Origin of the sequence: Rhodococcus sp. 27YEA15 (genome assembly GCF_049739425.1) — a bacterium.
Classification (GTDB): Bacteria; Actinomycetota; Actinomycetes; order Mycobacteriales; family Mycobacteriaceae; genus Rhodococcus_F.
On sequence record NZ_JBMHHW010000001.1, the window covers coordinates 4,602,984 to 4,615,772 of the forward strand.

The window sequence follows — 12,789 nt, forward strand, 5'->3', positions numbered from 1 at the left end:
TCGTGAAGTGACCCGGCGTATCGGATATGCACCTGGCGTATACGACATGTTCCATATCGGACATCTCAACATCCTCAACCATGCGGCAAGCCAGTGTGACTACCTGATCGCAGGCGTCGTATCCGACGAGATGGCTCATCTCGCCAAGGGCCGCAATCCGGTGATTCCCCTCGCCGAGCGGATTGCCATCGTCGCAAGCATCAACTGCGTCGACGAAGCCATTGCCGAAACCAAGCCCCACAAAATCGATACGTGGCGCGATGTGAGATTCGACGCGATCTTCAAGGGCGACGACTGGCGGGGAACTCCGAAAGGTCTTGCACTGGAGCGCGAATTTGCCGCAGTCGGTGTCGAGGTTGTCTATTTTCCCTACACACTCGACACGTCGAGCACCCTCCTACGCGCAGCCCTGGAGAAGTCCGTCAACGCACGACAGACCGGCACAAACTAACGTATGTCTCACTGTAATCAACACGAATCGGGCAGCAATCCATGAGAAAAACTCAATCCGCTCGTAACTTTGCGCGATCGCCTCGGATGGTCGGAATGTCCGCACTGTTGGCGATTGCGGTGTTTACCGGGTGTTCCAGCCCGGATTCCGACGCGGCCGATGTCCCAGCCGGGCCGCCACCCTCGGCAGGCATGACGGAAGATCGCTCCGAGAGCATCACCACGTTGCCACCGGTGCCGGTGGATCAACCCAGCACTCTGTCCAATGATCTCGAGGTCACGGCCGTAGGAACCGAGCCTCTCGAACTCTCCGCCAACGGACCAGGAGAGATCGGCGGCAGCGGATTGAGCGTGACACTCGAATTCGTCAACACTGGCACCACGGACATTTCACTCGACGACCTGACCGTGAACGCGTACTACAACGAAGGCCTCCCCGCTTCCCCTGGTTCAGCGGAAACCGCAGCACCCGTCGGCGGGATTCTGGCGCCCGGAGACCGTGCTCAGGGAGTCTACCTGTTCCAGATACCGGAAGACGGGCTGGACTCGACGGTATTCGAGGTCAGCCACAGCGATTCCGAGAACGTCATCGCCGTAGCTCGCTGAGAACTGCTCGGCGAACGCCGACCACCTCGCTCAGGTCCATCCACCCGAACGGCCCGTCTGCCAGTGGCAGACGGGCCGTCTTGCGTCGGCACCGGATTCCATGACCGAGATGCTCAGAAGACGGAGCCACGGCACCGCCACGCAGACAGACGTTGCCTGCCTCTCGCATCGCAAGAGACAGGCAACGTCGGCACTGATCGCTACTGAGGGACGACTACCTCGAAGTTGTCGAACCGCGCAACAACCTGTTCGGTGGACGACGCCGAGATGTACACGGCCAAACCGGTCGAACCCATATCTTGCAGTCCCGAGCTGGAATCGGTTACAGACCTGGTCCAGCCGGCGGGCTCAGGCTTGCTCTCGTCCCATACCTTCACCTGCAAGGTCGACGGTGATGCACCGAGGATCTGCGCGCGTACTCGTAGACGCGTGCCTGCCGAGTAGGTCAAGCCGGGCAGCGTAGTGGAATTACCGAGCACCGTTTCGGTGCCGGCCACCGTCTTGGCCAACGATACCTGCACCGAACCGTCGGCGAGGATCCTTATCCGCGAACGGTAATCGCCACCAGGCCCACTGCGCAGCACGGTCGACAGGTATGCACCGCCGCCGGTCGGCATCGCTTCCAACCACACCGAATGCGTCACGTCGACATCACCGGTGGGAACCGCGGGCAACAGCATCGTCGCCGAACGACCGGCAGGCACTGTCACTTTCGCCGAGCCCGATTCAACCGAAGCTTTGGCCCCGGCACCGGTCACCGACCATGTGCCGCCCACCTCGGCCGCACCCAAGCCGGAGGCCGTATCCCTGCTGAAATCGTCCTTGGCCACCAACTCTTCGCCGTCTGGTGGGTCGACCACAGGCGGATCTACTTCCGGCGGATCGACCACAATTGGCGGATTCGCGGCATCCTTCACGGTAACGGGGTGCGACGTAGTGTTTTTCGCTCCGCCGTTGTCCACGACCGTCAAGGTCACGGTGTACGTTCCGGCCGCCGCATACGTGTGGTCCGTCTTCGCGGTCCCCACCGTCGTCGTGGCTCCCGTTGCATCGTCCCCGAAGTTCCACTCGTACGAGGCAATGGTTCCGTCCGGATCAGTGGACGCACTGGCATCGAAGGCAACTGCCAGGCCGGTCACCGCCTCGGTGAAAGCTGCCACCGGCGGCTTGTTCACCGCCACTCCCTGCCCACGCTGCCAATGTGTCTGCACCGCATCAGAGTTCAACGCCATGTTGTAGACGGCAACCTCGTCGAGAACACCGGAGAAGTTCGCGGTGCTCGGCATCGAGGGCCAACCCGACATGTTGTCACCACCTACCCGCCAATAGCCGGACGTACGGTAAGAGGCCTGGATCGTATCGGCACGGTCGGCCACCTGCTTGCCGTCGACGTAGAGCTTCATACCGGTTGTGTCCAAGGTGCTGACGACGTGATGCCATTGCCCGTCGTTGTACGATGCCGGGCTGGTCACCGTCCGGACTCCGTTCACATTCACACCGAACGTCAGTTGACCCGAATTGCTCATGTACACAACACGATCGTTGACACTGCTGTTGTTGCCGTTCGCGTTACCGAAACCGACGATCGCGCCTCCCGAACGGGTGGTTGTCTTGAACCACGCCTCGGTGCTGAACGTCTGCGGGGCGAATTGCGCCCTCCCTCCGGTGCTCGATCCGGCCGAGAATTGCGTCGACTTGTTCGGGTCGCCGACGATCGCACCGTCGACGTTGCGCTGGGCCGATCTAAACGTCAGATCCGAATCACCCGCCCAGTCCGATGCGACAGCTCCCGTAGTCTCACCCAGTCGCCAGTAGTGATTGGCACCGTCTGCGGCAACCAGTCTTTGATACTCACTCGGTGACGCACTGCCGGCCGGTACCGTGGCCGTCACTGTCTGACCGATCATGTTGTTACCGAAAGCATCTGTGACTCTGACCCGATACGATTGGACAGTTCCGGGTGGTGCTGACGTATCCGTGGCACCCATCCGGCCGCGATTCCACCACTGCGAGTCGTTGGCGGTGGTAGCCACCACCGTCGCAGTCGACAGTTTCTCACCGCGAAGCAGCTCATAGGTCAAGCGACTGTTGTCGCGGTCCCACGCGGCCGTCCACGTCGCCCGAATCGCGCCAGGGCCCACCGCCGTCAGATTCGGCGTGAGCTCGTTGTAGCCGTTCGGCCCTTCCTTGTTCGGAGACTGATCTTTGATCGCAAAACGGACAAGTCCTTCTTGCGGTACACCGTTGACTCTGGGAAATTCACCACCGACAACGATGTAACGATCATTCCCCGCGATCGACCAACCTGCCTGAAACTGTTTGGTTTTGACTCCGGGGGCCAACGTCGGCAACCAATGCAACAACTCCGGAGCCGGTCGCCCGGGAAAATCTCCACCCATGTTGACTGCTCCGGTCACGTTCTTGCGGAAAGCCAAGCCGTATTGGTAAGACCACGGATTTGTCTGCGGCTGACCACCGATCGAGCTGCAGTCGTGCGGGTGCCCGACCGCGTACATCACGTCACCCACGAGAACATTGGAGTACGTGTCACCTCGGCAGCCGCTGACCCACCGTAGATTTCCGGTTGCGACATCGGAGGAGAAGACGTTCTCGAGGTTTCCCGACCCGTACGAATAACCGGTGCCGTAGATCGCGTCGGCGTCGCTGCTCAAGCTGTAGATCGAGGAACCCGTGCCGTAGTTGCGCACAACATTGTTGGTGGGAAAGGGGTATGCGGCAGCAGTGGTGGCGTCGAGCGAACCGACGCCGACATTGTTCACACCGTTGAGCGTCGTGAAGCGCCCACCTACCACCACCTTGTTACTGCCGGGTGGCGCGGTTATCGCCATGACCTCGGCGTTGGCCTTGGGCGACCAGGGAAGGACCACTCCGGTCGAGACATCGAATGCTGCCAGCCGCTGCCGGGCCTGCGCTCCGACACTGTTGAAGATGCCGCCGACGTACAGCGTGTTACCGCTGACCTCGAGAGATCGCACGCCGGCATCCAACGCCGCAGTCATCATGTTGAGAACCGCACCGCTGTTCGCGTCGACAGCGACCAACCGATACCGATTGACACCACTGACGTTGGTGAAGTCGCCGCCGATGAAGACGGTTTTTCCGTCTTCCGAGACTTCGATAGCGCGCCCCTGTGCGTTGAGCATGGGCGCCCACGGCTTCAGTTCACCGGTGTCGATGTCGTACGCCAGCGCGTTCGATCTCGGAATGTTATTTGTTCCATTCGCTGATCCCGCAGGTCTAGCGTTATCGAAGTTGCCTGTTACGTACACCGTGTTACCGGCAACGACCTGGGACCAGACCACGCCGTCCACCTGAACGGTGGGCAGCGCGTCCGAGGACACTGTGGGTGGGGTGGATGGACTCGGTGGCGCGGAATCAGCGGTTGCTGTACCTACACTCAACGATCCCACGACCGCCAGAACTGTCGTCACCGCTACCCACGCAGTGGTCAAACGACGCCATCTCTTCCGACGATCCTGATATCCGTCGGTACGCGTACCGGCGATGTCGACCATTCGAACTCCTGATTGCAGGGCGTAACGCACCCGGTTTCATCCCCCGGACACGAGTTGAAGCCACGGGCGAGACGCCTCTGGCAATCATCAGGCTACTCTATTTTTGGAGAGAATTACTCCACTTTCCGATATGATTACTTTGTCCCTACGAGCTTCGTACTCGAACTGGACTTCCGCCGGCGAGCCACACGTTTCTCGGCCAGTCGCCGACTGACGATTTCGGTGCCAGAATCCCGCAATCCTTGATTCCCGACTTGCCGAACCTGTTGTTCTTTATCGTCACCCCGACCGGACCGCGTCCCTTCTCGTCGATGTTGATCGCGCACTGGCCGCCGGAAATGATGTTGTCGTTGATCTGGATGTTCGCTCCGCGTGCGTAATTCTGCGTGATCATCACAGCCGCATTGTGTGCCCCCTCCAAGCGGCTGTTGTGCACGGTGATGTTTCGGCCGCCCTCGATCTGCACGTTGTCGTCGTGCGTCTGGTTGTCCCACTGCTGCGGCCACGGCGAATAGTGAAGATTGTCGTGCAACCAGCTGTACCCGAAGTCGACGTTGTCACCGAAGATGACCACCGAATCGACCACGCCGGAGATGTCGAGACCCCGGGCGGAGAAATTCCTGCCCTTGATACCGTCCACATACGGCGAACGCGTCGTCGGCTTCAGCGTCGTGTCCTCGATCCGGAAATTCCGATGGTCTCCGTATGCAGCCACCAACGCCTGATTCGTCTTCTGTGGATCTCGCCCCCGAATGATGGACCGGCGGATCGTGACATTACTGGCCTCGACCCGGACGAAACCCCGAATATCCAGATTCTCGATCACCGTACCGGCGGTTCGTATCGTCAAGTCCCCATTGTGAACTTTCAACGGTGTTCGCGGAGGTAGACCGAAAGAAGTGGGTACTTCGGCGTCGGCCTCCGCCGCCATGTCGACGTTGAATCCACCTATCGTGAGTAATACGGCAAATACCAGGCCGGTAGTTCGGAAAAATCGTCCAGGACGTGTTGTCCACTGCATTGTCGAAGCTCCCCCTTTTGCCGCCCCTGCTGCGGGGCAGGTCTCAGCAAACACGTAGCGCTATCATATGACAGGTGATCAGCAATGCCAGTGCCTCCTCAGACTCAGACGGCGGGTCCGACTGCCAGATGTCCGGCTTGTCGGTCGTGATAGCCGTTTTGACGTATCGGCGGCCAGACGACCTGATCGAGCTACTTCCACAGTTGCTGATCCATAGCTGCGAGGTCGCCCAGATATACGACATATCGCCCCCAACCATCCTTGTCATCGACAACGATCCCGACGGCGGCGCTCGCGAGACCGCAACCCGATTCGGCGACGGCGTCACCTACGTGCACGAGCCGACTCCCGGTATCGCGGCCGCCCGCAACCGGGCACTCACCGAATCCCGAGAATTCGATCTGCTCGTCTTCATCGACGACGACGAGCGCCCGACACCTGGCTGGTTGACGTCGCTACTGGGCACTCGCCTTCGAACCGGCGCAGACGGTGTAGTCGGTCCAGTCGTATCAGCATTCGCGACTCCGCTCGATCCGTGGATCGCCGACGGCGGCTTCTTCGAGCGACGTCGACTGCGTACCGGTACCGAGGTACGGGTGGCCGCAACCAACAACCTGCTTCTGGATTTGCGTCTGGTCCGCTCCATCTCGTTGCAATTCGACGAGAGCTTCAGCGCCAGCGGTGGATCCGACAGCCTGTTCACGCGCCGATACACCGGTGCCGGTTTCACACTGGTGTGGTGTGACGAGGCTGTCGTCACCGACGTAGTGCCCGCAGACCGCGCTACTCGCGACTGGGTGATACGTCGACGCTATCGGATCGGCAACTCGTGGGCTCGAACCGAACTCGCACTTACTTCAGGCCGCGCGCGGATCGTTCGGCTACGGGTGGCACTGCTGATTGCCGGAACAACTCGCCTGCTGGGCGGAACCGCTCGCGGCGTGCTCGGTGTGTTGGGCCGCAGCCCTGGCAATCAGGCCAACGGAATCCGAATCGCCGCTCGCGGAGCCGGGATCGTCGCAGGCGCAGTCGGCCGGACCTATCTCGAGTACCGTCGCCCGGTCGGCGGTTGACACCGGTGAATCTCGCGGACAAAGCCGCTCGTGGCGGCGGTGTCACGCTTGCATTCCAGGCAGTGAAGTTCATCGTCCAGACCACGTCTCTGATCCTGTTGGCCAGGCTCCTGACGCCGGAGGACTTCGGCATCGTCGCCATGGTAGTCGCGATCACCGGCGCCGCCGATTTGATCCGTGACTTCGGCCTCTCGCTCGCTGCCGTCCAGGCCAAGAATTTGAGCGATGCCGAACGAACCAACCTGTTCTGGGCCAACACCGGTATCGGCACCGTCTGCTTTGTCGTCGTGTCCGCGTCAGCGCCCCTCATCGCATGGATCTACGGAGAATCCCAGCTTCTACCCATAGTCTTCGCCGTTGCGGGCGTATTCGTCCTCAGTGGCGCAGCAACCCAGTTCCGCGCCGAACTGATGCGCAGTCTTCGATTCACCGCCTTGTCCACGACCGACGTACTCGCAAGCGCCATCGGAGTCGGCACAGCGGTGGCGCTGGCACTGTCAGGTGCCGGATACTGGGCCATTGTCGCGCAGTTGATCATGGTGGCCGTTGCCACCCTGGTACTGAGCGCCTTCATGTCCAAATGGCGTCCCGGACTTCCGCAACGAGACGTGTCGATCAAGCGGTTCTTTCGTTTCGGTGGCGGACTGCTCGGTACCCAACTCCTCGGATATGCCACCAAGAACATCGACAGCATCGCCATCGGTGCGATGTACGGCCCCACCACACTCGGGTTCTACAATCGCGCATACCAACTGTTGATGACCCCCCTCAACCAGATCAACGCCCCGCTGACCAACGTCGCGCTCCCCATCCTCGCCAAGGTCCAGGACAATCCGGTGACCTACGGGCGGTATCTGGCAAAAGCCCAGCTGATCGGCGGATACATCACCGCGTCGGCTCTCGCGGTCAGTGCCGGAGTTGCGGAACCCCTGATCAAAGTCGCCTTCGGCGATCAGTGGTCGTCCGTGGTGCCGATCTTCGCGCTCTTGGCAATCGGCGGAATCTTCCGCTCGGTATCTCAGATCTGCTACTGGGTATATCTGTCACACGGGTTGACCGTCGCGCAGCTGCGCCTTTATCTGTTCCTCCGACCAGCGGTAATCGTGATCACCCTCGCCGGACTGCCTTGGGGGGCTGTCGGAGTGGCCGCGTCGTCGTCGATCGGTTTTCTGGTGGACTGGCTGGTCACCTTGTGGCACGTTCGCCGAGTCTCCGGCGTGGACACCATGATGTTGTTCCGCAACTCCTTGCGAGCGATCCTGCTGTTCGGTGCGCCCGCCGGGCTGCTCGCATTTGCCGGATCTCGGCTGTTCACCGCACCACTCGCCGCCCTGGCCGCCGGCCTCGCCTGCGCCGTGGGTAGCGCCGCGGTATCGGCCCTCGTCTTTCCCGCTGTCCGGCGCGACCTGACAACGATGCTCGAGTTCGCCGGCCGGGCGATCGGCCGTGGTCCTCGACCGAAGAAACACGTCGAGCACGCCGTCGAACCCGTCGAGCACGCCGTCGAGCGAGTCGTCGTCGATCGAAGTCCACTCCTCATACCGAGCCGCCTGGATCATCCCCGCTTCTCGACACCGATATCGGCTGACGGCGACTCTGGCGCGGACTCGGCAGACACCGGTGCGCCCGAGGATTCGTCCGGCACCATCACGCTGTGGAACTACCTGACCATCATCCGGAACCGGTGGCGCATCTTCGTGGCGGTCCTGACCGCGACGCTGGCCGTTGCCCTTTCCATATCGATGTTCACACCTCCCACCTACATCGCCCGCGCGGACGCCGCCCTTCAACTGGGCGTGGTCGGTACACCACGTCAGATCAGTGACAGGTACCCCCAAGCACTCTCGCTCACCCGATCCTATGCGGCCTTGACCACCACCTCCGCCGTTCTGGAACCGGTGATCGACCGCCTGCAGCTCGACGTGTCCGCCGAATCACTGGCCCGAGACATCGAGGTCACCATCCCGAACGACACCGTCACCATGAAGCTTGCCGTCAAGGCGAGCACTGCCGAAGGTGCAGCACAGATCGCCGACGCCGTCGCCGAGCAACTCGCAGAAGTCGCCGCTCAATTGACCCAGACCGAACAACCCGAAATGCTCAAGCTGACCGTCACCCGCGCATCCGTGCCGGCGTTCTCGACCACACCGCGCCGTGGCCTGAACATGCTGACCGGTACCGCCGTCGGACTGATGCTGGCGGTGATCGCCGCTGTCTCGAGGGATTGGCAGCTCCAACGCGCAGCCCGCCGCCAAGGCAAGCACGTGGACATACCTGGTTCGGATCGCCGGACTCACGAGAACGACAACGCCACAGCGGTGCGCTGATCCCATAGAGCACGCGCGCGCACTCGATCGTCCCGTCCGATCGACGGTTCACCCGGCTCGTGACAGTCAGCGTCGATACCGTGAAATACGTTCCGGGAGAGGTGCGAACATGGCGAACATCAGTGGAAGCACAGTCACCGCTACGAGAAACGCGCGGTCGATGAAACCGAATGACACCTCCAACGTGGACGAAGCGAACAGCGCCACCAGCAGGGCAACCGGCTGGAACACACCACGCGCACTCCACTGCGATGCCGCCCAGGTGATCGTCACGAACATCGCAGTCACCAGAACCACGAAGACCAATCCACCGGTGGCAATGGTCTGCACGAACTGATTGTGCCCGTGGAACGCGAAACCACCGAGGCTCCCGACATTTTGCGGCAGAACCGAATACCAGTTCGATCCGGACCCGAACCAGGGGGTGTTCCACCAGGCCGCCAGACTGTGGCGCCAGATCGCGCCGCGATTGGTCCACGCGTCGTCGGCGGGGCCGGACAACGGCCACCACATCATCACTCCCACGCACGCGGCCACCGCACACCAGGTGGCAAGTCGGCGCAGCACCGACGGCGTGACGGACATCAACGTCCAGACAATGCAGGCGATCGCGGCGGCAGCCAAGGACGACCGCGACGACGTCCACACGATCGCGAACAGTACGACGGCGACACCCATCGCACGTACCAGCCGGCGTGGAATCAGCATGACCGCCGGCAAGCCGAGTACCAGGTACTGTCCCAGATTATTGCCGTCGGTGAAAATTCCGATCAGAATTCCCAGCGGCAGAATCTCTTTCGGCGGCGCTACCGCTGAACCTGCACTCGAGATGAGTATCCCGCTTTCCGGCAGTAACGCCCCCAGGGCGATACACGCCAATGCGGTCAAGACAACCAGATATCCGAGTGTCGCCAGCTTCTTCAGCTGTGGCCGCAGTATCCAGATCGCAACCACCAGGAGCGGATAGAGCAGGCCGCCGCGTGTCGGCACCTGGTCGTTGTACAAGTCCCTGATCACGATGTACACCCATGGGGCGAGCATGAGCACCAACGGCACTCGCCGATCGGTGGGCATTTCTGCCGTTCCGCGGATGACGATGTACGCACACAACCCGAAGATCAGCAGTAGAAACAGCAATTCCAAGTTGACGGCCAGCGGGGTGAGCGGCATGGCCTCGCCGACCGTGGCCCGTCTTTTCACGCCGGTCAGCGACTGCACCAGCCGCGGTATCGCATACAGCGCCCACACGAGAACGATCAACAAGGAGGCGGTGTCGGGGCGAAAACGACTGAAGGTCATGGACACTCCTCGGCGCGGTCATCGTGCGCCACCGACGCCTGCGAGGAACCGAGTCGTTTAGGATACGGTCGCATGAGACCTCGAATCGGCACCGACGAAAGCCAGTTGCAGGTCATGTTGTCCGTTCGCGGGCCGCACAAGACCACCAACCCGTACGTAGTGAAACTTGCCGACTCGATCCGCGACCATGGTGTCAGTGTTCGATATTTCAACTGGAACACAGCCCTTTTCGGACGCTACGACCTGATCCACATTCATTGGCCGGAAGTGATGATTCGTCGAGACGGCGCGCTCGCCCAGGCAGCTGCCCGGGCACGATTCGCGATGTTGATGACGCGCCTGCAGTTCACGAAGACCCCGATCGTTCGTACCGCACACAATGTTCGAGCGCACGAATCCGGCAGTCGCATCGAGGGCATACTTCTGCGATGGTGTGATCGCCGAACCCGAACCTGGATTGTGCTCAACGAGTCGTCGGCTGTGCCGTCCGGTCGAGATCGAGTACTGATTCCACACGGCGACTACGTCGAGTGGTTCACCGGATACCCGAAGGCCGCATCCGTTCCCGGACGGATTGTTTCGTTCGGTTTGATCCGGCCGTACAAAGGAACCGAAGTTCTGCTCGAGTCCTTTGCCCACGTTGCCTCGGGCGATGCGAGTTTGCGGATAGTCGGTAAGCCGAGCACCGACGAACTCCGAACCGTCGTCGAATCCGCGGCCGGGCGGGACAGTCGGATCAGTGCTGTGCTCGAATACGTCGACGACAGCACCTTGGCGCTGGAAATCACCGCAGCACAATTGGTTGTCCTTCCGTACCAGAACATGCACAATTCGGGTGCCCTGCTCCTCGCGCTCTCACTCGAACGTCCGGTATTGGTTCCGGATACCGCGATTACCCGAGCACTGGCCGACGAAGTCGGAGCGGGTTGGGTTCACCTGTACGCCGGCGCGCTCACAGCGACCGCACTCGAAGTCGCGCTCGCCGCACCCGCGCCGGCGCGATCTCCCGACCTGTCGGCCAGAGCGTGGCCTCGACTCGCCCTCGCCCACATCGACGCGTATCGAGACGCCGTGGGACGGGCCGATCTCGAACGTGTGGATCAACGTCGACCGTCCTGAATCCGGCTCTTCGTCCCGGACAGAACACGCGAGATGCCCGAGCGCCGCTCCACCAGGACGATGCCTGCGACAATTCCACGCGATCCGGACAACCGGTCCACGGCATCGGCGAGGTCACGACGCCTGGTGTGTCCACGCCGCGCAACCAGGACCGTGACCTCGGCCGCGGCCGCCAATGTTGCACCGTCCGCTACCGGTATGGCCGCACCACCGACCGTCAGAAGCATCTTGTACCGCCCCGACTCGACCCGGAAGAAGGGCTTCAACCACGAGCTCGCCAACAACTCGGCGGCGTCCCCGTCGGCCTTGCCTGCGGCGACGAAATCGAGCCCGCTCGTCGGTTGCAACACCTGGCCGAGTTTGGCGGTACCCCTCAGGATTTCCGCGAGACCGGGGGCCGGTTCCGCGTCCATCATTGTTGCGACGGATCCCGATCGTAGATCGGCATCGACGAACAGGATCCGCTCCCGCGCCCGGGCCATGACTGTCGCGAGGTCGACGGCAACCGCGCGCGCATCACCGTTCGCAGTCACCGGAACAACCGCCACGGATTTGACGCCTCCGCGTTTTTCGCACGCCGCCATGAGGTTGGTCCGCAGCACGAACGTCCCGACGGCTCCTTCGGATCCACGGGGACCGTCGGACGCCGCTACCCGGTCACCGTTGAACGCAATGGTCGCCAGTACCGGCATCGACGTCACGAACTCGACGTCCGACACCGATCGAACAGGTCGGGTCAACGACTCCCAGATCCCCACTATTGCCACTGCCAGAACCAGACCGCCGACGGCGCCTACCAGCCCGAAGGTCAGGCTGCCCACGGCCGACTGACTACCCGACGCCACTGCCGGAGATACCGACGACATCTTCATTGCGGGGTTGTCCTCGTCGCCGCGCGGTGACAGGGTCCGGACCGCGTCGTCGAGGAATCTGATCACCATGTTGGCCGTCGTCGCCGCACCCGCGCTGGTGGTGTCGGTGACTGTCACGTTCATCACCGTCGTATTCGACGGTACGTCGACCTGGATGCGGCCGGCGAGACCCGAGGGGGTGGTCTGCAAGTCGAGTTCTCTGATCACCGGGTCGAGGACGACCGGCGATTTGACGATCTGGGCGAACGAGGGCATGACACTTTGCGCGAACGAGCTGCCGGCGGTGTAGTCACTTGCCGTCTTCGCTCGGTCGACGGCGAAATACACCACTGCCGTCGAGCGGTGCTCTACGACGAGTGTTCCCGCGTACATCACACCGCCGATCGTGCCGAGCAATACACCGGCAACCAGCAGAATCCACCGGGCACGAACGAGATCCCATAAGTTTTCCACTCATTCTTCACTTTCTTCCGAGTTTCGAAGGCC

General features: G+C 61.8%; 9 protein-coding genes. 5 read left to right on the forward strand and 4 right to left on the reverse strand.

Annotated features, from left to right (window positions below; all coding sequences use genetic code 11):
• Window positions 1-7: 7 nt before the first annotated feature.
• Together ABH922_RS21565 and ABH922_RS21570 are read left to right on the forward strand one after the other, a co-directional pair.
• Window positions 8-451 (forward strand): adenylyltransferase/cytidyltransferase family protein, encoded by a 444-nt coding sequence (locus tag ABH922_RS21565; protein WP_424808854.1) that lies wholly within the window; start codon window positions 8-10, stop codon window positions 449-451.
• A 95-nt stretch (window positions 452-546) separates the two neighbouring features.
• Window positions 547-1,056 carry a hypothetical protein gene (locus ABH922_RS21570; protein WP_424808855.1) on the forward strand — a complete coding sequence of 170 codons (510 nt, stop codon included), beginning with the start codon at window positions 547-549 and terminating at the stop codon, window positions 1,054-1,056.
• A gap of 200 nt (window positions 1,057-1,256) precedes the next feature.
• Here ABH922_RS21570 and ABH922_RS21575 read toward each other — a convergent pair whose 3' ends face one another.
• Both ABH922_RS21575 and ABH922_RS21580 read right to left on the reverse strand, forming a co-directional pair.
• Window positions 1,257-4,592 (reverse strand): LamG-like jellyroll fold domain-containing protein, encoded by a 3,336-nt coding sequence (locus tag ABH922_RS21575; RefSeq protein ID WP_424808856.1) that lies wholly within the window; start codon window positions 4,590-4,592, stop codon window positions 1,257-1,259.
• Window positions 4,593-4,737: 145 nt separating this feature from the next.
• Complete coding sequence (locus tag ABH922_RS21580) at window positions 4,738-5,442, reverse strand: hypothetical protein (RefSeq protein ID WP_424808857.1); 705 nt, start codon at window positions 5,440-5,442, stop codon at window positions 4,738-4,740.
• A gap of 245 nt (window positions 5,443-5,687) precedes the next feature.
• Between ABH922_RS21580 and ABH922_RS21585 the strand changes: the two genes are divergently transcribed.
• Together ABH922_RS21585 and ABH922_RS21590 are read left to right on the forward strand one after the other, a co-directional pair.
• Window positions 5,688-6,686 (forward strand): glycosyltransferase family 2 protein, encoded by a 999-nt coding sequence (locus tag ABH922_RS21585; RefSeq protein WP_424808858.1) that lies wholly within the window; start codon window positions 5,688-5,690, stop codon window positions 6,684-6,686.
• 5 nt (window positions 6,687-6,691) lie between these two features.
• Window positions 6,692-9,013: an oligosaccharide flippase family protein gene (locus ABH922_RS21590; protein WP_424808859.1), complete on the forward strand. Its 2,322-nt coding sequence runs from the start codon at window positions 6,692-6,694 to the stop codon at window positions 9,011-9,013.
• Between the two features lie 66 nt (window positions 9,014-9,079).
• Here ABH922_RS21590 and ABH922_RS21595 read toward each other — a convergent pair whose 3' ends face one another.
• Window positions 9,080-10,312, reverse strand: coding sequence for an O-antigen ligase family protein (locus tag ABH922_RS21595; RefSeq protein ID WP_424808860.1), 1,233 nt, complete (start codon window positions 10,310-10,312; stop codon window positions 9,080-9,082).
• Between the two features lie 72 nt (window positions 10,313-10,384).
• Between ABH922_RS21595 and ABH922_RS21600 the strand changes: the two genes are divergently transcribed.
• Window positions 10,385-11,431: a glycosyltransferase gene (locus ABH922_RS21600; RefSeq protein ID WP_424808861.1), complete on the forward strand. Its 1,047-nt coding sequence runs from the start codon at window positions 10,385-10,387 to the stop codon at window positions 11,429-11,431.
• Here ABH922_RS21600 and ABH922_RS21605 read toward each other — a convergent pair.
• Window positions 11,413-12,756, reverse strand: coding sequence for a Wzz/FepE/Etk N-terminal domain-containing protein (locus tag ABH922_RS21605; RefSeq protein WP_424808862.1), 1,344 nt, complete (start codon window positions 12,754-12,756; stop codon window positions 11,413-11,415). The two genes, ABH922_RS21600 and ABH922_RS21605, sit on opposite strands and share 19 nt — an antisense overlap.
• Window positions 12,757-12,789: the final 33 nt, after the last annotated feature.

Coding starts and splice junctions, on each gene's coding strand:
- ABH922_RS21570 (WP_424808855.1), top strand. CDS start 547: ATGTCCGCACTGTTGGCGATTGCGGTGTTTACCGGGTGTTCCAGCCCG.
- ABH922_RS21575 (WP_424808856.1), bottom strand. CDS start 4,592: ATGGTCGACATCGCCGGTACGCGTACCGACGGATATCAGGATCGTCGG.
- ABH922_RS21595 (WP_424808860.1), bottom strand. CDS start 10,312: ATGACCTTCAGTCGTTTTCGCCCCGACACCGCCTCCTTGTTGATCGTT.
- ABH922_RS21600 (WP_424808861.1), top strand. CDS start 10,385: ATGAGACCTCGAATCGGCACCGACGAAAGCCAGTTGCAGGTCATGTTG.